The following is a 21726-nucleotide window of genomic DNA, read 5'->3' on the forward strand; positions in this document are numbered from 1 at the left end:
TGTGCCTGTAACTCTTGAGTAAGCAATGAGCACTTTACTGACTGTACACGCCCTGAGCGTGGATACCCCTTTCGGCCCTCTGCTGAACGACATTTCTTTTACCCTGAACCAGGGTGATCGCCTTGGTCTTATCGGCCATAACGGTTGTGGCAAAAGTACGCTGTTAAAGCTACTGGACGGTACGCTATCGCCAGGTCGCGGCAGTGTGACGCGCGCTAATCACTGCCTGCTGGCTCGTGTTGAGCAGCATCTGCCGATGGATCTGCACCCGTTAACGATGCTGGATGCGGTGCTGGCTCGCCTTCCCGAGATGGAACGCCTCAGCGAACGCTGGCGGGCGGAAACCTTGCTGGCGGAGATGGGCTTTGGCGACCACGACTGGCGACTGTGTGCTGGCACTCTCAGCGGTGGGCAGCATACCCGACTGCTGCTGGCGAGAGCCTTGATCACCTCGCCGGACCTGCTGTTGCTGGACGAGCCGAGTAACCACCTGGATTTGCCGACGCTATTGTGGCTGGAACAGTTCCTGCAACACTGGAGTGGCAGCTTTGTGCTGGTTTCCCACGACAGCCAGTTGCTCGATAACGTCACCAATGGCAGCTATATCCTGCGTGACCGACAACTGCATTACTTTGCACTGCCTTGTAGTGCTGCCCGCGCGGCGCTGGTGGAGCGCGATCGCAGTGATGCCTTGCGCCACAAAGCGGAACAGAAGGAAATCGACCGCGTGACCGCCAGTGCTAAACGGCTGGCTATCTGGGGCAAGGTTTATGATAACGAAGACCTGGCGCGCAAGGCCAAGCAGATGGAAAAACGCATCGAGCGGCTAAAAGAGGATCAAACCGAACTGAGCGCCGGTAGTCAGTGGCGGCTGTCGCTGAAAGGCGAAGCACTGAGTGCCGATCGGCTGTTGGAGATGACAACGCTGGACGTCAGCCCGGCTCCGCAGCACCCGCCGTTATTCACGTTGCCGTTACAGCGGGTGAAAAGCGGCGATCGGGTGGCGATTATCGGTCGCAATGGCTGTGGTAAGTCTTCGTTGTTGCGCCTTTTGTGGCAACAGTACTCGAGTGCGATGCCGGAGGGGGCGATTCGTCTGCATCCCCGTGTTCGACTGGGGTATTACGACCAGACGCTGCATCAACTGCGTGACGACGACACGCTGTTCGATGCGCTGGCACCGTTCGCACCGGTGGCGCAGGACCGCAAGATGGCCTTGATCAGCGCCGGTTTCCCGTGGTCGCGCCATCAGCAAACCGTTGCCACCCTGAGTGGCGGCGAGCGCGCCCGGCTGTTGTTTGTCGGGCTGTCGCTGGCGCGTTACGCACTACTGATGCTGGACGAGCCGACCAACCACCTGGATATGGAAGGCAAAGAGGCGCTGGCCGATACGCTGCAAGACTTTGACGGTGGTGTATTGCTGGTGACGCATGACCGGGCGCTAATCAGCCGCAGTTGCAACCGTTTCTGGCTGATTGAGCACGGTGTGTTGAGCGAGTGGCACGATCTGGACCTGATCTATCAGCGTCTGGGGGCCGCGCCTGCTGACACTGCACCCTCTTTGCCACCGCCACCAGCGCTGGTGTCTCAGGTGACATCAGAGAGTATCGGTGAAGCTGACAGGTTGCTGGCGCAACTGGTTGAACTGGAAAACCGGCTGGCTGAAGACCTGGCGCGTAAGGCGAAGCACCAGAAACCCGCACTACAGACGCAGTGGCGGCAGGAAATCGCCCGCCTCAACGCCTTGCTGGGATTGGTGTAATGTTGATCGTGCCTGTTTGCAGAGGTGTAAAAATACCGACGAATTATTTTGGTTACACGGCATCGGGTTTTCTGGCGTAAAAAACTGCGCTGAGGTGGGCGGCTTCGCCGGGTGAGCCGCATGGACGCGGCGAAAGCCCGTGCCGCGCAGGGAGCGCGTCACGGGCGGCCCGAACAGCGAAGACGAACGCCGAAGGTACCGCGAAGCGGCACACCATTTTGCATCGCAAAATGGAACAGCGCTTGCGCTGGCCCGCAAGGGTGAACCCGTCAGGGTTCATAGTTTTGCCCTCAAGCCAGTGGACAAGGAGAGGTGGCGCTTGCACCTCTCCTTGTCGTGCGTGCGATGATGTTACAAGGGAAGGCATGAGATCATCACGCACGAAACCTCTCATTGTTCCACCATAACCCGACACCTCATGCCGCAGGCAGGCTATCAGCAATCCTCAATAATCAGGTACGCGGCATTTAACGGCCCGTGTACCCCCACCACCTTAATCAGCTCGATATCGGCGGTAGAACTGGGGCCCGCTATCAGGTTGATGCACGACGGTAAGGGTTCGCCCCGTTGCGCCCGCTGGCGTAAATGCTGGGCCAACTGCGCGACGCGTGGCAACAGGCAGCTTTTGCGGACAATAAATAGAGTTGATTCCGGCAACAGGCTCAGGCCGCGTCCTTGTTGCGGGGTAGAGAACAGCACCACACCACCGGATTCGGTCAGACCATAATCGGCGTACACCACGCCGATACGCGCCTGTGTGGCGAGTTTCAGGTTGTCTTCCCCGGCGGCCGGGTCCCAGCACTGTGCCTGATAGTGCTGTTGCAGGTAGTCGGTGACCCCCAGCTCGACCAGTCGTTCATCGCCACTGATCAGTACCGGCGCGCCGCCATAATGCTGGCACAGCTTTCCGGCGGCTTCTGCGACCTGATTAAGCGGCGTGACTTCGCAATGCGCCAGCATCACGTTACTGGCGTAATCGATAAAGGCGTCACAGCGCTGTTGTGCTGTCAAATCGGTCAGACGGGTCGGGGCCGGGTTATTGTCCAGCGGCGGCAACGGCAGCGGTGTTTGACGTGGCTCGCGCCCCAGTCGCCGGGCCAGGTTGGACAGAAAGGCGTCACGGTTTTCCATTAGCGTTTCTCCTTAGTCTGACGCTGATGCTGTTTGAACCAACTGCGGAAGCTCTGACCATCGGCATCCGGCAGGTCGCGGGCTTCGGTCCACTCGCTGATTGCACCGATGTTAAACGGTATCTTGCCGTTACGAATGAGCAAGCGGGCAGCACGCGCGCCGGCCACCATCCCGACTTTCCACAGGCCAGGGTGGCTATTGGCGTAGTTGAACAACCCGACGATGCGACGCTCAGCGGCAGGCGTCATCCCATTTTCTGCCAGCGTGCGTCGGTGCTGCACAATCAGCGAGGACAGCGGAATGCGTACCGGGCACACGTCATCGCAGGCGGTACACAGCGAGCAGGCGTAAGGCAGGTTCTTGAAGTCTTCATAGCCGCCCAGTAGCGGTGATAATACTGCGCCGATAGGACCGGGATAGATAGAACCGTAACCGTGACCACCGATATGGCGGTAGGCCGGACAGGTGTTGATGCAGGCACCGCAACGAATACAACGCAAAATATCCTGGAACGGCGAGCCCAGGATCTGCGAGCGGCCATTATCGACGATCACCAGATGAAACTCTTCCGGGCCGTCGACGCCGCCCGGGTCGCGGGGGCCGGTCAGCCAGGTGTTGTAACCGGTCAGGCGGGCACCGACCGCGCTGCGTGCCAGCATGGTGAGCACCACATCCAGTTCCTCAAAGGTCGGGACGATACGTTCCATGCCCATCACGGCGATGTGGGTGCGGGGCAGGGTGGTGCACAAACGGGCGTTGCCTTCATTACTCACCAGACTGACGGTGCCGGTTTCCGCGACGGCAAAGTTGCAGCCGGTGATCCCCACGTCGGCGCTGAGGAAGTCGGCACGGATTTTCTGGCGAATAAAACGGGTCATGGCTTCCGGCGTTTCCGGACCGTCATAGCCCAACTGTTGTTGCAGTACGCGCTGGATTTGGTGGCGATCTTTGTGGATGGCAGGTACTACCACATGGGAAGGCGCGTCCTTATCCAGTTGCAGGATGTATTCGCCGAGATCGGTTTCGATAACCTCAATACCGGCATTCTCCAGCACGGCATTCATGCCGATCTCTTCGGTCACCATCGATTTGGATTTCACCACCTTGCGCGCTTGTTTAGCCTGTGTGACTTGCAAGATGTAACGGGTCGCGTCTTCGCGTGTTTCGGCAAAGAATACCTTGCCGCCGCGAGCGGTGACCTGTTCGGACAACTGATACAGATAGGCGTCGAGGTTATCGAGCACATGGGCGCGAATCTGCGCCGCACGGGTACGCCAGACGTCCCACTGGCCCAGTTCATCGACCATCTTTTGACGGTTGGCACCGATACGCTCCTGCGCGTTGGCAACCGCCTGACGCATGATGGGGTCGTCTATCTGCTGGCGGATACGCTCATGAAACGGGGTATTGCTGGTCTTGAGGTACATGGCGTCTCCTTAGCGGCTCATCAGTACTTCTGCGATATGCATCACCCGAACGGCATGCCCTTCGCGCTGTAGTCGCCCGCCGATGTTGAGCAGGCAACTGACGTCAGCGCCGATCAGGTAGTCCGGTTTGGCCTCCATGATGTGCGCGACTTTTTCTTTCACCATTTCACCGGAGATCTCCGCCATTTTGACGGAAAAAGTACCGCCGAAACCGCAGCAGGTTTCCTGTCCATGAAACGGCAGCAATTCCAGGTCACGTACCTGATGCAATAACGCCAGTGGCTCTTCCCGCACCCCCATTTTACGAAACAGGCTACAGGACGGGTGGTAAACCGCTTTGCCCGGTAAACGGGCACCGACATCGGTAACCCCAAGGCGGTTAACAATAAACGAGGTGAGGTCCACCATCCGGCTGGCGACCTGAGTGGCGCGTCTGGCCCACTCCGGCTCGTCTACTAGCCAGTCGGCATAGTGTTTGATGGCGTTGGTGCAGGAGCCGGCAGGCGACACGATAGGGTCGTCGTTCTCTTCCAGCGCGGCGATCAGGTTTTTCATGCCCGGCAGTGCGTCGCGGATATATCCGCTGTTGATGGCAGGTTGACCGCAACAGCCTTGTCGCTCGGGAAAGTGAATATGGCAGCCGAGCTGCTCCAGCAACAGCACGCTGTCACGGGCCATACGCGATTTGAGCGCATCGCCGATGCAGGTGACAAAAAAATTCACATTCATGTTGTTTTAGCTTCCTGTTTGTAGGGGGTAACCACTCGGGTGAGTCACTCGGGTTAAACGTCAGTAGGCGCATTATTGTCGTATGCTCATCGGCCTGCGCCTTGTAGCCTGAACATGGGTCACACTCAACGGGGGACGTTCAATCCCTGTTCGACGCCCCGGCTAAAAAGAACCTGCCATAGCTGGATATTTCTGGCCCGAAACGCACCGGCGCAGGCGGTCAGGTAGTAACTGAACATGCGCCGGAAAGCGGGTGAGTAATCGTCAGCCAGATGCGGCCAGGCGGCGTTAAAGCGAGCCAGCCAGGCCATCAGGGTTTTATCGTAATCGGCACCGAAGTTGTGCCAATCTTCCATCACAAAATAGGATTCACTGGTGTCGGCAATTTGTTTAATGGATGGCAGGTATCCGTTGGGGAAAATGTATTTATTGATCCACGGGTCAACGTTATGCGCCGTTTTATTCGACCCGATGGTATGTAACAGGAACAGGCCGTCCGGCTTCAGGCACCGATTGACCACGTCAAAATAGGTGGCGTAATTTTTCGGCCCCACGTGTTCAAACATGCCGACGGAGACAATACGATCGTACTGCTGGTGCAGATCGCGGTAATCCTGCAACAGAATATGGATATCCAGCCCGCCGTTGCGCGCTTCCACAAAGGCCTTTTGCTCGGCGGAAATGGTGACGCCATGCACGGTAACGCCGTAATGCTGAGCGGCGTATACCGCCAGCCCTCCCCAACCGCAGCCGATATCCAGCAACGTCATGCCGGGTTTCAACTGGAGTTTTTCGCAGATCAACGCCAGTTTGTGCTGCTGGGCGTCATCAAGGGTGTCGGCTTCTTTCCAATAACCGCATGAATACTGCATGTAGGGGTCAAGCATATGGCAGAACAGGTCGTTGCCGAGGTCATAGTGGACTTTACCGACCTGCCAGGCGCGTTTGCGCGACTGAAGGTTGACCAGCCGTGCCAGCCCGATACGCATCAGGTCGCCCCAGCGTGCCGGGCGCTGTTCATCCAGCCGGGCGGCGAGTATCCGGTGAAAAAACATATCGAGCCGCGCACAGTTCCACCAGCCTTCCATGTAACTTTCACCCAATCCCACGGAGCCTTGCTGTAGTACCCGTTTGAAAAAACGTGAATCGTTAACCTGAATATCCCAGGGTTCGGTGCCGTTAATGGTTATCCCAGCCTGATGTAACAGTTCCTGCGCAATACGCCGCCATTCATTTTTTTCGCTGATATCATCAACGATGCACACATTACTCATGATGTCTCCTTAAATAACAGTTAATTCAAGTGCTTATTGCCTGTACTAATGACTACTGGGGTACTGTTGTTTTGGGACATCTTGTTTCGTGACACCGGTTGCTGCCGCAAAATGACGTATTCCCTCAAAAGATGAACAAGGTATGGCTAAAAACGGCGGGTAGCCGTGATATAAACGTAATGGCGCTTCCATGAAGTGTTCCCCAATCCATTTTCTGGTTTGAAAAATCGTATGCTCACAGAGACTTCGTTCATCAGGTCATAGGCTGGCACCTGCTGAATAGGTGTTGATTATCGGGCAAATCAGGCTGGCCTGCGTTACCCTATCAAGACAAACTTCATCGAGTAGAGGTCAGGTCGTTATATGTCCCATTCGCTTGTGTCATCTCCCCGCTTGCCGGTAGCCGGGCAGCCCGCGCCGGTATTGCTGTCTTTACCGCGTCCGGTCTACTTTCGCTCTTATCCACTGGTGAAAGGGACTGAGGTGGCACAGCATCAGCACCCGTTTGTCGAGTTCCTGTATGCGCGTGAAGGGGGAATGCGGGTAGAGATTGAGGGCAAAACGCTGATCGTACCGGTGCTGTATGGGGTGTGGATCCCGGCGCATGTGCCGCACTGTATTCTGTCAACCAGCGACGTGATGCTGGAAAGCCTGTATATCGAGTCGGATTATGTGGCTATCGACCACAGCAGTTGTAAGGTGGTGCTGGTCAGCGATTTTATTCGCGAGTTTATCCACTATGCCACCAAACACGTGCCGGAACAGTATGACTATGACGGGGATGACGCCCAGTTGGTGAAGGTGCTGACCACCTTGCTGCGGCAGTTGCCGGATGCGGGATTTTCGCTGTCGTGGCCGTCTTCCGCCACCTTGATGCGGGTATGCCGCGATATCCAGCAAACGCCGGATGCGCCTCACGGCATTGAGGAGTGGGCGGCACGCACCGGCATGTCGGTGCGCACGTTTTCGCGTCGTTTTAAGAAAGAAACCGGCGTGGCGTTCAGTGAGTGGAAGAAACGCATGCGGTTACTGGAATCCGTGGTGATGCTGAAAAACAACCGCAGTGTTACGCAGGTGGCGCTGGATCTGGGGTATGCCAGCACCGCCTCGTTTACCTTCGCATTTCGCCAAATGTTTGGCGTGCCACCGACGCGTTATTAATACCATTTTTTACCTGCGGTTAGACTGCTAGCGACCCCGATAAGTACAAGACAAAGGGGGTTCCGGCGTTAAAACTGTGCTGAGGTGGGCGACTTCGCCGGGTGAGCGGCATGGATGCCGCGAAAGCTCGTGTCGCGTCGGACAAAAACGTCGGGAATGTTTTTGAACAGCGTTTACGCTGGCCCGAAGGGCGAGCCCCAGGGATGGGGCGAGTAACCGCGTCACGGGCGGCCCGAACAGCGAAGACGAACGCCGAAGGTACCGCGAAGCGGCACAGTTTAGCCCTCAAGCCAGTGGTCAAGGAGAGGTGGCGTTTTGAACCTCTCCTTGTCGTGCGTGCGGTAGAATGGCAGAGATACTCTGTCATTTATCACGCACGAAACCATTCACTTATCGGACAAAATTCATTGTTCGTAAGACAATTGGCTGTTTGTCTACAGCCGAATCTAGTGAGTCAACGCCATCATCATCGGGAACAGCAGCGGTGCCATCAGCGACGTCATGATGCCGCAGATAACCAGCGCCAGTGAGCTGAACGCGCCTTCTTCATAGTCCAACTCGGCGCAGCGGGCCGTACCGAGTGCGTGTGATGCGGTGCCCATTGCCAGGCCGCGCGCCGCTTTGGTGTGAATGTGCATCACATTCAACAACATATGACCGAATACCGCGCCAAGAATACCGACAAAGATAACGCACACCGCACTGATGGCCGGAATACCACCGATGCTACCACCTACCGCCATGGCAATCGGCGTGGTGACCGATTTGGGCATAATGGAAGCGGCAATCGCCGGGGTGGCCCCCAGACGCAGAGCAATCCAGGTGCCGGTCACCATCGCCACCAGACTACCGATAAAACAGATGCTGATGATCGACTTCCAGCGCATGCGGATCTGATGCAATTGCTCGTACAACGGAAACGCCAGCGCGACCACGGCCGGTTGCAACAGGCTGTTGAGCACTGAGCTGCCCCGGAAATAGTGTTCGTACGGGATATGACAAAGCAGTAAAAACGCAATCAACACCACCATCGACACCAGCAGGGGGTTTAACAACGGTGAATTCAGCCGTTGTGCCAGCCGACGCGCCAGAAAGAACACCAGCAGCGTTAACGGCAGCGACCAGACGATATCATGCCACATGGTTGGCTCCTTTTTCCTCGTCAGTCGGATGACGGGCCGATTTACGCCCGTGAATCAGATGCGAGCAGCTGCTGACGGTGATCAACACCACCAGCGTACTGGCGGCGCACGAGAGGATCACCGGTGCGAACTGGGCGCGTAGCAAATCAAAGTACTGCATTACGCCGACGCCAATCGGCACAAACAGCAGCGCCATATAGCGGATCAACACGTGACAGCCCGGTTTGACCCACTGCGCCGGAATAATCTGCAACGACAGCAGCAAAAACAGGATCAGCATACCGATGATGCTGCCCGGCAAGGTGATAGGCAGCACGGCGGCAATGCCGATACCGAGGAACAAACAGGCGTAAATCAGTAAGAACGCCCTGGCCTGGTGCCAGAAGTGGGTCATAAAGGTATTCATGAACGCATTTACCACGGATAAAAGTTGCCACTGAAGCAGTGGGGGGATAACGGTGTTGATTATCGCTCGCTTAGCCGTGGCGCTTATTATCAAATCAGGACGATGTTTATCGATTATGTGACGAAGTTAAACGACAAGCGTGGTGGTTACCCCTGCGTGGCTTTTTTCAGTGCATCGTACAAGCGCACCAGCTCGGCCAGCGAGTCGGCGTTCATCTTGCGCATCACCGCTGCGCGCCGCACTTTCACTGTGATTTCGCTGACACCGAGTTGAGCGGCTACCTGTTTGTTCAATTGCCCGGTCACCACGTGCTCCAGCACCTGTTGTTCACCGGCGGTCAGGCTGTCGTAACACGCTTGTAGCTTAGCCTGCATATCGGCATGACGGCGTTGTTCGCCATCGCGCTCCAGCCCTTTCTGGATAGCATCGAGCAAGTCCTGTTCGCGAAACGGCTTGGTCAGGAACTCCAGTGCACCGGCCTTCATGGCGCGTACCGACATGGGAATGTCGCCATGGGCGGTAATAAAAATCACCGGTAGCGTGATGCCGTGGCGGTGCATCTCGTCCTGAAAGTCCAGTCCGCTCATGCCCGGCATACGCACATCCAGAATCAGGCAGCCTGGGCGGTCAGGTCGGGATGCGCTGATGAAGTGTTGCGGTGACTCGAAGGTGCGGCTTTCCAACCCGACGGATGCCAGCAAATCTTCCAGTGCCGCGCGCACCGAGGCGTCGTCATCCACGATATAGACCAGCGGTGCGGTGTCATTCGCTAAGGTGTTATTCAGTAAGGCGTCATTCATGGTGCTTTTTTTCCGTCCCCGGCAGGGTGAAGTAGAACGTCGCGCCGCCGTCGCTATTGGCGCTGGCCCAAATCTGGCCGCCGTGGGCTTCGATAATCGAGCGGCTGATGGTCAGGCCCATCCCCATCCCGGTCGATTTGGTGGTGAAAAAGGTTTCAAACAGCCGCTCGCGTTGTTCCGGTGTAAAACCCACACCGTGATCGCAAACCGCAAAGCGGATATCACCGCTGATATCCCGCTCCACGTTGACCGACAGTGTGCGTTGTTCGGCACCGGTGGCCGCGATGGCATCCAGCGCGTTCAGCATCAGGTTCATCAACACCTGCTGAATCTGGATTTTGTCAGCCAGAATGGGCGGTAACCCTTCCGCCACATTGAGGCTAAACAGAATATGCTGTTGCATCAGTTCGGTGCGAATCAACAGTAGCATTTCGTCAATGGTATCGGTGATGTTCAGCCATGCTTTATGCGGTGGGGTGCGGCTGGCGAAGCCACGGATACGGGCGATAATTTCGCTGGCGCGCGTCGCGTCGTTGATGATGCGCTGCACTGCCAGCTCGGCGCGGGCCTGGTTGGGCGGCGAGGCATTGAGCCAGCGTAGGCAGGCTTCGCCACTGGTGACGATGGAAGCCAGTGGCTGGTTAACTTCATGGGCGATTGAGGCGGTGAGTTCCCCCATCAGGTTAACACGGGAGATTTGTACCAGTTGGGCGCGCGCTTCGTGAAAAGCATTAATGGCTGACGACATTTTCAGTGCCAGATAGGTCGACAAGGTGATCGCCAGCAGGCTGATGCCGCAGTTAATCAGGCTGGATTCGCTACCGTCAGGCTTGCTGAGCTTGTAACTGAGCAGGGTTAGGATAATACACAACGTGGCGATGGCGGTGACGCCGCGTGGCGGTAAAAAACGCACCGCCAGCAGCACAATGGCAATCTGAAATACCCCCACCGCGATCTCCAGATCGGTGAGGGTATCCACCACGGCGATGCCTACGGCCATCAGCACCAGCGGGATAGCCCGCAGTGTCGTGGCCGCGTGACCGACACGTGTTTTCTCACTCATGTTGTTTCTCTCATGAACAAGGCCTTTTTCTGTGTCGATCACACCGCGATGAGTCTGTGATTACGACGGATTTTCCAGGCTGAACTGGTCGTGGATGTCGTCGTAAGCGAACAGTTCCGCATAACGTCCCCACTGTGTGACGGCATTCAGTGTTTGCGCCGCGTCGATTTCCGACATGAAATCCTCCAGCTCGTCACGGAAGCGGCGCGCCGGAGCGGTGCGCGACGAACGTTCGTCCAGTACCCGCCGGATGTGCGCGACCAGCGGCACATAATTGAGCAAATGCTGGGCGAACAGCTGTTTACGTTCGTCCACACTGGCATTGGCGTACCGGGCGGCGGCAGGCAACAGCCGAATATCGCCCCCTTGCAGTTCGGCAAAGCGCAGCAGTTGCAAAATTTCCCCTACCGGGAACAGCTCGTCAGCCGTGTACTGCAAGGCGTTAGCCAGTTCAGGCAGGTCGGCCTTGCCCGCATAAGGCGCGGCGTGTACGGCTTCAATCAGGCCCGCCAGCGAGTTGGTAGAGACCAACGGCAACACCATACCCAATCCTGAACCGGGGAAAATCCCCTGACGTGCGGTACCCGCGCTGTTATCCGTTGTCATTTTAACGTAAATGTCTTCAACCAGCGCGCGAAACGCCGGATCCTGACGGTTACGCGGTTGCGGCAGATCGACACGAATTTCACACGCGACCCGACCGGGGTTGATGGAAAACAGCACGATACGATCGCACATTAACACCGCTTCTTCGATGTTATGCGTCACCATCAGGATGGATTTGATCGGCATTCTGCCTTCGCCCCACAGATCCAGCAGGTCGGTGCGCAGGGTTTCAGCGGTCAGCACATCCAGCGCGGAAAACGGCTCGTCCATCAACAGGATGTCCGGGTCCACCACCAGCGCACGCGCCAGTCCGACGCGTTGACGCATCCCGCCGGAAAGCTCTTTGGGATAGGCGTTTTCAAAGCCATCAAGACCGATCAGGTCAATGGCGGCCAGTGCCCGTTTGCGACGTTGCTCCACCGGTACGTTTTGCGCTTCCAGCCCGACTTCGACGTTCTGTTGCACCGTCAGCCAGGGAAACAGGGCGAAGCTCTGGAAGACCATGCTGACGGTCGTCGGTCGGCCATCTGGCCCCGGTGGAAAATCCACCTGACCGGCGCTGGGTGTCAGCAGACCGGCAATCGAACGCAGCAGAGTCGATTTACCGGAGCCGGAGCGGCCGAGCAATCCGACGATTTCGTTGTCGTACAACGTCAGGTTAACGTCATCCAGCACCAGTCGTTCGGCGCTGCCGGATTTGCCATACAGATGCCGGACGTGTTGTACATTTACCAGACAGTTCTGCTGATGAGCCAGATTGATTGGCTGAAGAATAGTCATCATGTTCTCCTTAACCGAGGCGCAGGCGGCGTTCGGCGAATTGGTACAAGGGGCGCCACAGCAGGCGGTTAAACGCGATCACGAATACCGACATCACCGCGATGCCCAGCGCGACCTGATGAAAATCGGCGGCGGTGGTTGCGTTGGCGATGTAAGCGCCAAGGCCGGTAGCTTCCAGATGTTGTTTCCCCCAGGAAATGGATTCGGACACGATACTGGCGTTCCAGGAGCCGCCGGAGGCGGTGAGCGCTCCCGTCACGTAGTAGGGAAAAATGCCCGGCAGCGCGACCTGACGCCACCACTGCCAGCGCCGGATACCGTAAATACGCGCCGCTTCCAGCAGGTCGGTCGGCAAGGCTGCCGTGCCTGCGATGACGTTAAACAGGATGTACCACTGGGTACCCAGCACCATCAGCGGCGACAGCCAGATATCCGGATTGAGGTTAAAACCCGCAATCAGGATGACGGCGAACGGGAACAACACGTTGGCCGGAAACGCTGCCAGAAACTGCGCCAGAGGTTGCAGACGTTCTGCCACACTGGGTTGCAGACCAATCCACACACCGATTGGCACCCAGATAACACTGGCCAGCGCAATCAACACCACCACGCGAGCGAGTGTTGCCAGCCCCATGCCAAACACGGCAATCACATCCGCCATACCGAGCGAGGCACCAATGTATTGCACCAGCTGTACCACGCCTGCCAGCACGCCGATAATCACCAGCGCCAGCCACAACCGGTCGGTGATTTTGTTGTAGCGAGGGCTGGGCGTATGGCGTAAAAACCGCGGCACCGACGGCCAGCGCAAAGCCGCCAGCGTGTAGAACGGCCAGCTCAACACGTTGATTATCGCTGTTGAGATGTGGGTACGGCGAACAAGGTCGTATACCCAGGAGCGCGGTCTTTTCTGCGACGCGGTTTGTTCGAAACGGAATTTATCCGCCCAGGCCACCACCGGCCGGAACAGCAGTTGATCGTAAAGCACGATCACCACTGTCATGGCGACCACCGCCCAGGCGATAGCCGTCAGGTTTTCCTGCGCGATAGCCAGCGCCAGCCAGGAGCCGATCCCCGGCAGGCTGACGGTGGTGTTGCCGACGGTAATGGCTTCAGAGGCCACCACGAAGAACCAGCCGCCGGACATCGACATCATCATGTTCCAGACCAGTCCGGGGATGGCGAATGGCAACTCCAGCCGGATAAACCGCCGCCAGGGCGAAAAGCCGAATTGCTGGCTGACTTCACTCAGATCGCCCGGCAGGGTGCGTAACGACTGGAAAAAACTAAACGCCATGTTCCACGCCTGACTGGTGAAAATCGCGAAAATCGCGGCACATTCCACCCCCATCTGGCGGCCGGGGAACAGCCCCATAAAAAAGGTGACAGTGAAGGTTAAAAACCCCAGTACCGGCACCGATTGCAGAATATCCAGCGCTGGGATGATCACCATTTCGGCTTTACGGCTTTTGGCCGCCAGCGTGGCGATAACCAACGTGAACAGTAACGATACTGCCAGCGCCACGAACATACGCAGCGTAGTGCGTAGCGCGTATTCCGGCAGCAGGGCGATATCCAGCCTGACCGGGCTGGCATCCAGAATAGACAGCGGCAGGCTCATTTGCTCCATGCCGTACACCACCAGCGCAACAACCAGCGCCAGCAGGGTAAAAAATAGGATATCGGCCCGATAGGACGGTGCCGCGCGCTGTCTGGTGAGCAGCGCACGGTTGTCCGTCATGATGTCCTGGAGTGGATGGCGCATGATTTTCCTCCCGGTAAGTCAGGCAGTAGCCGGAACGGGGTTCCGGAGCTATTTGCCAAATCTATTAGCCAAATGATACCGGCATTGTCAGTGTGCTCTGAGCAATACGACGATGGTGCGGCGTTATTCTTTAATGCGTGGCAGGAAAGTAAAATAATCGAGACAGAGCGTCCACGATTAAAAAGTATAGGTCATGTATACCAAAGTATATTCGTGAAAAAGGAGGGTGTTTTTTGCATGAGAATTTAATTTTTTATATTAAAAATCAATTGATTAAATTTGTTTATTTTGTGTTCTATATTTGTATTCAATAATCGCTACGGATGTTTTTTATCACCCGATGGATAAACAAATTCGGCGGCGTATTTATTTTTTACTTACTGTGAATCTTTTATGAATATTTGGCGGGATATAAATCGAAGAAAACAGGATAACAGCATTCTGGCACCCGAAGAGAAAACTGCAACGTGAAGTATGAAGGGTATACGTTAGCGGGAGATACCCCGGCGTGAAACACGCCGGGGTAGGGTGATGATTACGCCAGATCGAAACGGTCGAGGTTCATCACTTTGGTCCAGGCGGCGATGAAGTCGTGGACAAACTTCGCCTGTGCGTCTGTACTGCCGTAAACTTCGGCCAGCGCGCGTAACTGCGAGTGTGAACCGAAGACCAGGTCGACACGGGTGCCGGTCCACTTCAGGTCACCGCTGACACGGTCACGCCCTTCAAACACACCTTCTTCTGCTGCGGTGGCTTTCCAGACGGTGCCCATATCCAGCAGGTTAACGAAGAAGTCATTGGTCAGTACGCCGGGTTTGGCCGTGAACACGCCATGTGATGCCTGAGCGACATTCGCGCCCAGTACACGCAGCCCGCCGACCAGCACCGTCATCTCCGGCGCACTCAGCGTCAGTAACTGCGCCTTATCCACCAGCAGCGCTTCAGCCGCCACACTGTAATGGCCTTTCAGGTAGTTACGGAAACCATCGGCAATCGGCTCCAGTACGGCGAATGACTCCACGTCGGTTTGCTCTTGAGAGGCATCCATCCGGCCGGGGGTGAACGGTACGGTTACCGCATGACCAGCGGCTTTCGCTGCCTGTTCCACCCCAGCAGCACCCGCCAGCACGATCAGGTCGGCCAGTGAAATCCGCTTGTTGTCGGACTGCGCGTGGTTGAACTCGTTCTGGATGCTTTCCAGCGTACCCAGCACTTTCGCCAGTTGTTCCGGCTGATTGACTGCCCAGTCTTTCTGCGGGGCAAGACGAATGCGCGCGCCGTTGGCACCACCACGCTTGTCAGACCCACGGAAGGTGGAAGCCGATGCCCAGGCGGTGGAGACCAACTGGGAAACCGTCAGGCCGGAAGCCAGGACTTTTGCCTTCAGGTTGGCGATATCCTGTTCGCTGACCAGCGTGTGGTTAACGACCGGGATCGGGTCTTGCCACACCAGCTCTTCAGCCGGGACTTCCGGGCCGAGGTAGCGAGCGCGTGGCCCCATATCACGGTGCGTCAGTTTGAACCAGGCACGGGCGAAGGCATCAGCAAACTGATCCGGGTTTTCATAAAAGCGGCGGGAGATCTTTTCATACGCCGGGTCGAAGCGCAGCGACAGGTCGGTTGTCAGCATGCTCGGAACATGACGTTTGGATGGGTCATGTGCGTCCGGCACTTCACCGGCACCCGCACCGCCTTTCGGCCGCCACTGGTGGGCACCTGCCGGGCTTTTGGTCAGTTCCCACTCGTAACCGAACAGGTTCTGGAAGAAATAATTGCTCCATTGGGTGGGGGTTTGTGTCCAGGTCACCTCCAGCCCACTGGAGATGGTATCGCCGCCTTTGCCGCTGCCAAACGAGCTCTTCCAGCCCAGGCCTTGCTCTTCGATACCTGCCGCTTCCGGTTCCGGGCCAACTTGCGCGGCATCGCCTGCGCCGTGGGTTTTCCCGAAGGTGTGACCCCCTGCGATCAGCGCGACGGTTTCTTCATCATTCATCGCCATGCGGCTGAAGGTTTCGCGGATGTCTTTCGCTGCGGCCAGCGGGTCTGGGTTGCCATTGGGGCCTTCCGGGTTGACGTAAATCAGCCCCATTTGTACCGCCGCCAGCGGGTTTTCCAAATCCCGTTCACCGGAGTAACGTTTGTCGCCACCCAGCCAGGTGGTTTCCGAACCCCAGTACACATCTTCTTCCGGTTCCCACACATCAGCGCGGCCACCAGCAAAACCGAAGGTTTTGAATCCCATCGATTCCAGTGCGACGTTGCCGGTGAGGATCATCAGGTCAGCCCATGAAATTTTCTGGCCATATTTCTGTTTAATCGGCCACAGCAGGCGACGCGCTTTATCAAGGTTGACGTTATCCGGCCAACTGTTGAGCGGTGCAAAACGTTGCTGACCGGCACCGGCTCCGCCACGACCATCGCCAGTGCGGTAAGTCCCGGCACTGTGCCAGGCCATACGGACAAACAGGGGGCCGTAGTGACCGAAGTCGGCAGGCCACCACTCCTGTGAGTCAGTCATCAGGGCATGCAGGTCTTTTTTGACGGCGTCCAGATCAAGGCTGTTAAAGGCTTCGGCATAGTTGAAGTTTTTATCCAGCGGGTCAGACAGGGAAGAGTGTTGGTGCAGAATGTTCAGATTCAGTTGATTGGGCCACCAGGCGCGGTTATCGGTGCCGCTACCGCTGGCGGTAACCGGCGTACCTTGATGATGGAACGGGCATTTGCTTTCGGTTGTCATGCGTTCTCTACCTTATGCTATGTGTCCCCATTGACCCGGCCTGCACAGATTGCCGGGCAGTGAGCGGTGGACAAGAAATTGCTCATGGTGCTTGCCGTGGGTGTTGCGTCAATATTTAACGCAATACATTGAATTTCATGAGTGAGTTAATCGCTCTCTACTGTGTGCTTAGCGTCCGCTGGCTGAAATTCACTATTCATCTTAGTCGCCGCTTGCTCAGAGATGAAATCGAATTACATGAATATTGTGATAGATGGTGGCTATTTAACTGTGAAAATTGATAAGTAAAATAATTGTTAAATGAGGGCGAGAGGTGGACGGTGTTGGCTGTTTTTCCGTCACAGGGTGTTTTCATCTGTGTCTTTCATTTCAATGATTAATAAATTACGTGAGGATGTTTCCTGCTTCTGTTCCGCTTATTGATGTCATTTATAGTGCCGCCACAGGATAAATCAGTATTGTTATCGGGTGCGTTTCGCCGCGGTGTCCCGCATCGCGAGGCGCAACCTCCGTTCAGTTGGCGTGGTGTATGCTCAAAAGACGTTCTGTCAGTGTGGTGGCGGCGACCTATTTTCAAGGGCGCTTTGTTTTACTGTGTGTTGGCATCTGTGTTTGTCTGGTGTTGCTGGTGGCGCGTGTGGGGTATTTGCAGGTGGTGACCAGCCTGCAACTGGAAAAAGAAGCGAATCAGCGTTCGTTACGTGAACTGGTGATGCAACCGTTGCGTGGCACCATTACCGACCGTAACGGTCATCCGCTGGCGGTCAGCGTGTCGTCGAATGACGTGGTGGCTGACCCTATTCATGTGCTGGAGAGTGATCCGTCGCTTGCCAGCGCGCAGTGGAGTGCACTATCCACCGCCTTATCGCTGCCGCTTGGCACCATCAAAGAGAAGATTCAGGAAAATGCGCACCGCCATTTTCTTTATATCGGACGTCAGGTTGAATCCAGTATCGCTGATTATATCCACCAGTTGCATATCAGCGGTATTTCCACCCCGGCGGACGCCAGCCGCTATTACCCGATGAGTGACGCGGTATCCAATCTGATTGGCATTGTGGGTGTGGACGGGCAAGGGCTGGACGGTATTGAGCGGAGTTTCAACAAGTTGTTGCAGGGTAAACCGGGGTTACGGGTTTACCGTAAAGATCGCTACGGCAATGTGGTGAGCCTGATGGCTGACGATCCAGCGCAGCAGGCACCGACGTTGACCCTGAGTATCGACAGTTATCTGCAATTCGTTCTCTATTCACATCTGCGTGACGGTGTGCAACTGAACAAGGCGGATTCCGGCGCGGCGGTGTTGATTGACATTAACACCGGCGAAATTCTCGGTATGGCCAGTTATCCGTCCTATAACCCCAACAATTACGAAGGCGAGCCGCAGAAGAACATGCGCAATGTGGCGATTTCGGACAGCTTCGAACCCGGCTCCACCGTTAAACCGCTGGTGGTGATGGCGGGGCTGCAGCGCCATTTGATCCGGCCTGATTCGGTTATCGACACCACGCCTTACCCGGTGAATGGTCATTTGATTAAAGACGTCGGGCACTGGAGCCGACTGACCATTACCGGCATCCTGCAAAAATCCAGCGACATTGGGGTGTCTCATATTGCGCTGGCGATGCCGGCAAACGTGCTGGTCGATCTCTACCATCGTTTTGGGCTGGGCGTTGCCAGCGGCTTAGGCATTGAAGGCGAAACCAGCGGCTATTTCCCGCTGCATCGTGAGCGATGGTCTGACATTGAGCGGGCAACCTTTGCGTTCGGGTACGGGCTACGCGTCACACCACTACAGATTGCGCGTGAGTACGCCACTATCGGCTCATTCGGTATTTATCGCCCGGTTTCCATCACCAAAGTGACGCCACCGGTGCTCGGTACCCGGGTTATCGATGAAGATGTGGCGAGAACGGTGGTGCACATGATGGAGAGCGACGCTTTGCCCGGCGGGAGTGGGGTGACAGCCGCGGTGCCGGGCTATCGTCTGGCGATTAAGACCGGTACGGCGGAGAAAATGGGGTCAGACGGTAAATACGACGGTGGCTACGTCAACTACACCGCCGGTGTGGCACCCGCCAGTAACCCGCGTGTGGCACTGGTGGTGATGATCAACCACCCCGATGCAGGAAAACACTTCGGCGGCTCAGTCGCTGGCCCGGTCTTTGGGCAGATCATGGGGGATGTGTTGCGCCACATGGATATCCCTCCTGACGCGCTCACCCAATAATCCGTAACCGTGATGAGCATCGCGTCGACAGGCAATTAACCTATCTGGCGCGTTATTGCTTTCATGATCTATCTCAATGAAGTGTGATTTTTTTATAAAACTTCATACGCGGCGCGGGTATCTATTTTTTTCACGGTGTATTATCTCCTCGCAGTGTATTTTCCTGCGCCCGATTTTTTCTTGTTGATGCTAATTTGTCGTAATCATTTAATTTGTCGAATAGGGGTGACCCGTTGTGACGCAATTAATAACACATGACATCGTCATGGATGATATCGCCGGTGATGGTTTGCTTAATGATGTCAAACATTACTGGAATAATAGAGCAGAAGGATATAACGACGTTAACGTCGCTGAATTGGCATGCGCTAAACGTCACTTATGGCAGTCGATAATTTTACGTCATGCGCCGGAAAAAGCGGTATTAAATATACTGGATGTGGGCACCGGGCCGGGTTTTTTTGCCGTGACACTGGCGATGGCGGGGCACAACGTTAGCGCCGTGGATGTGACACCCGCGATGCTGGCGCAGGCCCGGAACAATGCCGCGCACTATGGTGTTGATATCCGGTTTACTGCCACGGATGTGCATACCTTGCCGTTTCCCGATAATCACTTTGACCTGCTGGTTACCCGCAACGTGACCTGGAATTTGGAACACCCACAACAGGCCTATCAGGAGTGGCAGCGGGTATTAGCACCCGGTGGACGGTTAATTAATTTTGATGCTAACTGGTACGCTCACCTTTTTAATGCTGAGGCGCGGGAAGGCTATTTGCGTGACAGGCAAAACGCCCGTCGATTAAAAATTGATGATCATTACGCGAATACCGATACCGTTGCGATGGAAAATATTGCCAGAGCACTGCCGTTAAGCCGGGAAATACGTCCAGAGTGGGATCGTCATACTCTGTTAGCCAGTGGTTTTCAGCAGGTGATTATCGATGAAAATATCGCTGAAAACCTGTGGGATGACGACGAAAAAATTAATTACGCCTCTACACCGATGTTTATGATCGTTGCAGAAAAATAAACTGCGATCGTCGTCATATTTCTTGTTGCAGATATATCGACATTATTTTTATTGGCTCTGGGTGACAGCTCATGGTTAGGGTACATCCCATCACACTGGTAGCGCTGGTACTGTGTGTGTTATTCAGCGCATTTTCTGTTTCTGCCGATACGCGCGACAACCAGTTGGTTTATGCCAGTACCAAAGATATTCGTGATATCAATCCTCATCTTTATGCGGGTGAAATGGCTGCTCAGAATATGGTGTTTGAGTCGCTGGTCATCAATACGCCTGAGGGGGTTAAACCCTGGCTGGCGGAAAGCTGGACGATATCACCCGACGGTAAACAGTATATTTTCACGTTACGCCACGACGTGCGCTTTACCGATGGCGAACCGTTCACGGCAGATGCGGTTAAACGCAATATCGACGCGGTGTTAGACAACTACCAGCGCCATGCCTTTGAGTTGGTTCATCAGATCGATAAGGTCACGGTACTGGATAGCTACCGCGTTGCGATAACACTCAAACACCCCTATTACCCGACGTTAATCGAACTGGGGTTGACCCGGCCTTTCCGTTTTGTGTCGCCGAAAGCGTTTATCAACGGCAAAACCAAAGAGGGCATCAGCGGGTATGTCGGTACCGGCCCCTGGGTGCTGGCGGAGCATAAACCCAATCAGTATGCGCGGTTTGTCGTCAATCCCGATTACTGGGGTCGCCGACCGCATCTCGACAGCGTGCTGTGGCAGGTGATGCCTGACCAACAGTCGATGCTGATGGCGTTGCAAAAAGAAAGTGTCCAGCTCATTTTCGGGGCGGACGGCGATATGCTGGATATGGATAGCTTTGCCGCACTTGAGGCGTCGGGGAAATACCGGACGTTGATAAGCCCGCCGGTTGCCTCACGTGCACTGGTGCTTAATAGCGGTCGCCCTATCACTGGCGATAAAGCGGTGCGTCAGGCGCTGCAATACGCAATTGATAAAACCGCTATCGCCAGCGGAATCATGGGGAATACCGAAAGCGTTGCCGATACCTTACTGTCGCGCCGTGTGCCGTATTGTGACATCGATTTGCCGGTTTACCGGTTTAATCCGCAACAAGCCAGTGCGTTGCTGGACGCCGCCGGTTGGCATCTGGCGGCAGGAAAAACGGTACGGGAAAAAGACGGTAAGGCGTTGGTGTTGATGCTGTCGTATAACCGCAATAACGCAGCGGAGCGGGAGATTGCCGAACTGATTCAGGATGATTTTAAGAAAATCGGCGTACAGATGACTCTCCTGGGAGAGGAAAAACAGGCGTTTTTAGACCGCCAGAAATCCGGTGATTTTGACCTGCAATACTCGCTGTCGTGGGGAACGCCTTATGACCCGGCGTCGTATATCTCCTCGTTCCGCGCCCCTGCACATGCGGATTATCAGGCGCAGAAAGGATTACACCGCAAGGCCGAGATCGACACGTTGATTGGCGATATTTTACTGACGCCGGATGAAACGCAGCGTCAGGCACGCTACACGCGGTTATTCACCCTGCTGGCGGAGGAAGCGGTGTATATCCCGTTGACGTATTCAAGGACGAAAGCGATTTATGCGCCGACGCTGAAAGGGGTGTCATTTAATGCCTCACAGTATGAGATCCCGTTCGAGAACATGTCGTTCTGAATACCGGGCGATCAGGCTGATGATGCTGTAACGGGGA

At 55.8% G+C, this 21726-nt stretch carries 17 protein-coding genes; 6 read left to right on the forward strand and 11 right to left on the reverse strand.

Annotation, left to right across the window (positions count from 1 at the left end):
- Positions 1–25 precede the first annotated feature (25 nt).
- Positions 26–1762 (forward strand): ABC-F family ATP-binding cassette domain-containing protein, encoded by a 1737-nt coding sequence (locus DZE2538_RS06480; RefSeq protein ID WP_038915890.1) that lies wholly within the window; start codon positions 26–28, stop codon positions 1760–1762.
- 435 nt (positions 1763–2197) lie between these two features.
- Here DZE2538_RS06480 and DZE2538_RS06485 read toward each other — a convergent pair whose 3' ends face one another.
- The 4 genes from DZE2538_RS06485 to cfa form a co-directional block, all read right to left on the reverse strand.
- Entirely contained in the window at positions 2198–2893 is a 696-nt protein-coding gene (locus DZE2538_RS06485) for a LutC/YkgG family protein (protein WP_038913552.1), read from the reverse strand.
- Positions 2893–4320 carry a LutB/LldF family L-lactate oxidation iron-sulfur protein gene (locus tag DZE2538_RS06490; protein ID WP_038915891.1) on the reverse strand — a complete coding sequence of 476 codons (1428 nt, stop codon included), beginning with the start codon at positions 4318–4320 and terminating at the stop codon, positions 2893–2895. Before DZE2538_RS06490 ends, DZE2538_RS06485 begins: the two co-directional genes overlap by 1 nt.
- Before the next feature lie 9 nt (positions 4321–4329).
- A complete protein-coding gene (locus DZE2538_RS06495) occupies positions 4330–5049 on the reverse strand; it encodes a (Fe-S)-binding protein (RefSeq protein WP_038913553.1) in 720 nt (239 codons plus the stop codon).
- A gap of 125 nt (positions 5050–5174) precedes the next feature.
- Positions 5175–6323 carry a cyclopropane fatty acyl phospholipid synthase gene (gene cfa / locus DZE2538_RS06500; RefSeq protein WP_038915892.1) on the reverse strand — a complete coding sequence of 383 codons (1149 nt, stop codon included), beginning with the start codon at positions 6321–6323 and terminating at the stop codon, positions 5175–5177.
- Positions 6324–6686: 363 nt separating this feature from the next.
- Between cfa and DZE2538_RS06505 the strand changes: the two genes are divergently transcribed.
- Together DZE2538_RS06505 and DZE2538_RS21445 are read left to right on the forward strand one after the other, a co-directional pair.
- The gene (locus DZE2538_RS06505) at positions 6687–7484 is read left to right on the forward strand and encodes a helix-turn-helix domain-containing protein (RefSeq protein WP_026357905.1); all 798 of its coding nucleotides are present in this window, start codon (positions 6687–6689) and stop codon (positions 7482–7484) included.
- A gap of 76 nt (positions 7485–7560) precedes the next feature.
- Entirely contained in the window at positions 7561–7650 is a 90-nt protein-coding gene (locus tag DZE2538_RS21445) for a hypothetical protein (RefSeq protein WP_152486127.1), read from the forward strand.
- Between the two features lie 280 nt (positions 7651–7930).
- Here DZE2538_RS21445 and DZE2538_RS06510 read toward each other — a convergent pair whose 3' ends face one another.
- From DZE2538_RS06510 to katG, 7 genes are all read right to left on the reverse strand, one after another.
- Positions 7931–8626 (reverse strand): CidB/LrgB family autolysis modulator, encoded by a 696-nt coding sequence (locus tag DZE2538_RS06510; protein ID WP_023639341.1) that lies wholly within the window; start codon positions 8624–8626, stop codon positions 7931–7933.
- Positions 8616–9032, reverse strand: a complete 417-nt coding sequence (locus DZE2538_RS06515) for a CidA/LrgA family protein (RefSeq protein ID WP_038913556.1) — start codon at positions 9030–9032, stop codon at positions 8616–8618. The genes DZE2538_RS06510 and DZE2538_RS06515 overlap by 11 nt, the downstream gene beginning before the upstream one ends.
- A gap of 146 nt (positions 9033–9178) precedes the next feature.
- Entirely contained in the window at positions 9179–9832 is a 654-nt protein-coding gene (locus DZE2538_RS06520; protein WP_019844719.1) for a response regulator transcription factor, read from the reverse strand.
- A complete protein-coding gene (locus DZE2538_RS06525; RefSeq protein ID WP_038913557.1) occupies positions 9825–10895 on the reverse strand; it encodes a sensor histidine kinase in 1071 nt (356 codons plus the stop codon). The genes DZE2538_RS06520 and DZE2538_RS06525 overlap by 8 nt, the downstream gene beginning before the upstream one ends.
- A gap of 60 nt (positions 10896–10955) precedes the next feature.
- Positions 10956–12284 (reverse strand): ABC transporter ATP-binding protein, encoded by a 1329-nt coding sequence (locus DZE2538_RS06530; protein ID WP_019844721.1) that lies wholly within the window; start codon positions 12282–12284, stop codon positions 10956–10958.
- 7 nt (positions 12285–12291) lie between these two features.
- On the reverse strand, positions 12292–14046 hold the full coding sequence (locus DZE2538_RS06535; protein ID WP_023639344.1) for an ABC transporter permease: 1755 nt from the start codon (positions 14044–14046) through the stop codon (positions 12292–12294).
- Positions 14047–14581: 535 nt separating this feature from the next.
- Entirely contained in the window at positions 14582–16783 is a 2202-nt protein-coding gene (gene katG / locus DZE2538_RS06540) for a catalase/peroxidase HPI (RefSeq protein WP_038915893.1), read from the reverse strand.
- 529 nt (positions 16784–17312) lie between these two features.
- Here katG and ftsI point away from each other — a divergent pair.
- From ftsI to nikA, 3 genes are all read left to right on the forward strand, one after another.
- Entirely contained in the window at positions 17313–19013 is a 1701-nt protein-coding gene (gene ftsI, locus DZE2538_RS06545) for a peptidoglycan glycosyltransferase FtsI (RefSeq protein WP_038915894.1), read from the forward strand.
- Between the two features lie 235 nt (positions 19014–19248).
- Positions 19249–20046, forward strand: coding sequence for a class I SAM-dependent methyltransferase (locus tag DZE2538_RS06550; protein WP_080638958.1), 798 nt, complete (start codon positions 19249–19251; stop codon positions 20044–20046).
- A 71-nt stretch (positions 20047–20117) separates the two neighbouring features.
- Positions 20118–21689 (forward strand): nickel ABC transporter substrate-binding protein, encoded by a 1572-nt coding sequence (gene nikA, locus DZE2538_RS06555; protein ID WP_038915896.1) that lies wholly within the window; start codon positions 20118–20120, stop codon positions 21687–21689.
- The last annotated feature ends 37 nt before the right edge of the window (positions 21690–21726 follow it).

Source organism: Dickeya zeae NCPPB 2538 (genome assembly GCF_000406165.1).
Taxonomy (GTDB): domain Bacteria; phylum Pseudomonadota; class Gammaproteobacteria; order Enterobacterales; family Enterobacteriaceae; genus Dickeya; species Dickeya zeae.

Coding starts and splice junctions, on each gene's coding strand:
- DZE2538_RS06480 (WP_038915890.1), top strand. CDS start 26: ATGAGCACTTTACTGACTGTACACGCCCTGAGCGTGGATACCCCTTTC.
- DZE2538_RS06485 (WP_038913552.1), bottom strand. CDS start 2,893: ATGGAAAACCGTGACGCCTTTCTGTCCAACCTGGCCCGGCGACTGGGG.
- DZE2538_RS06490 (WP_038915891.1), bottom strand. CDS start 4,320: ATGTACCTCAAGACCAGCAATACCCCGTTTCATGAGCGTATCCGCCAG.
- DZE2538_RS06495 (WP_038913553.1), bottom strand. CDS start 5,049: ATGAATGTGAATTTTTTTGTCACCTGCATCGGCGATGCGCTCAAATCG.
- cfa (WP_038915892.1), bottom strand. CDS start 6,323: ATGAGTAATGTGTGCATCGTTGATGATATCAGCGAAAAAAATGAATGG.
- DZE2538_RS06505 (WP_026357905.1), top strand. CDS start 6,687: ATGTCCCATTCGCTTGTGTCATCTCCCCGCTTGCCGGTAGCCGGGCAG.
- DZE2538_RS06510 (WP_023639341.1), bottom strand. CDS start 8,626: ATGTGGCATGATATCGTCTGGTCGCTGCCGTTAACGCTGCTGGTGTTC.
- DZE2538_RS06515 (WP_038913556.1), bottom strand. CDS start 9,032: ATGAATACCTTTATGACCCACTTCTGGCACCAGGCCAGGGCGTTCTTA.
- DZE2538_RS06520 (WP_019844719.1), bottom strand. CDS start 9,832: ATGAATGACGCCTTACTGAATAACACCTTAGCGAATGACACCGCACCG.
- DZE2538_RS06525 (WP_038913557.1), bottom strand. CDS start 10,895: ATGAGTGAGAAAACACGTGTCGGTCACGCGGCCACGACACTGCGGGCT.
- DZE2538_RS06530 (WP_019844721.1), bottom strand. CDS start 12,284: ATGATGACTATTCTTCAGCCAATCAATCTGGCTCATCAGCAGAACTGT.
- DZE2538_RS06535 (WP_023639344.1), bottom strand. CDS start 14,046: ATGCGCCATCCACTCCAGGACATCATGACGGACAACCGTGCGCTGCTC.
- katG (WP_038915893.1), bottom strand. CDS start 16,783: ATGACAACCGAAAGCAAATGCCCGTTCCATCATCAAGGTACGCCGGTT.
- ftsI (WP_038915894.1), top strand. CDS start 17,313: ATGCTCAAAAGACGTTCTGTCAGTGTGGTGGCGGCGACCTATTTTCAA.
- nikA (WP_038915896.1), top strand. CDS start 20,118: ATGGTTAGGGTACATCCCATCACACTGGTAGCGCTGGTACTGTGTGTG.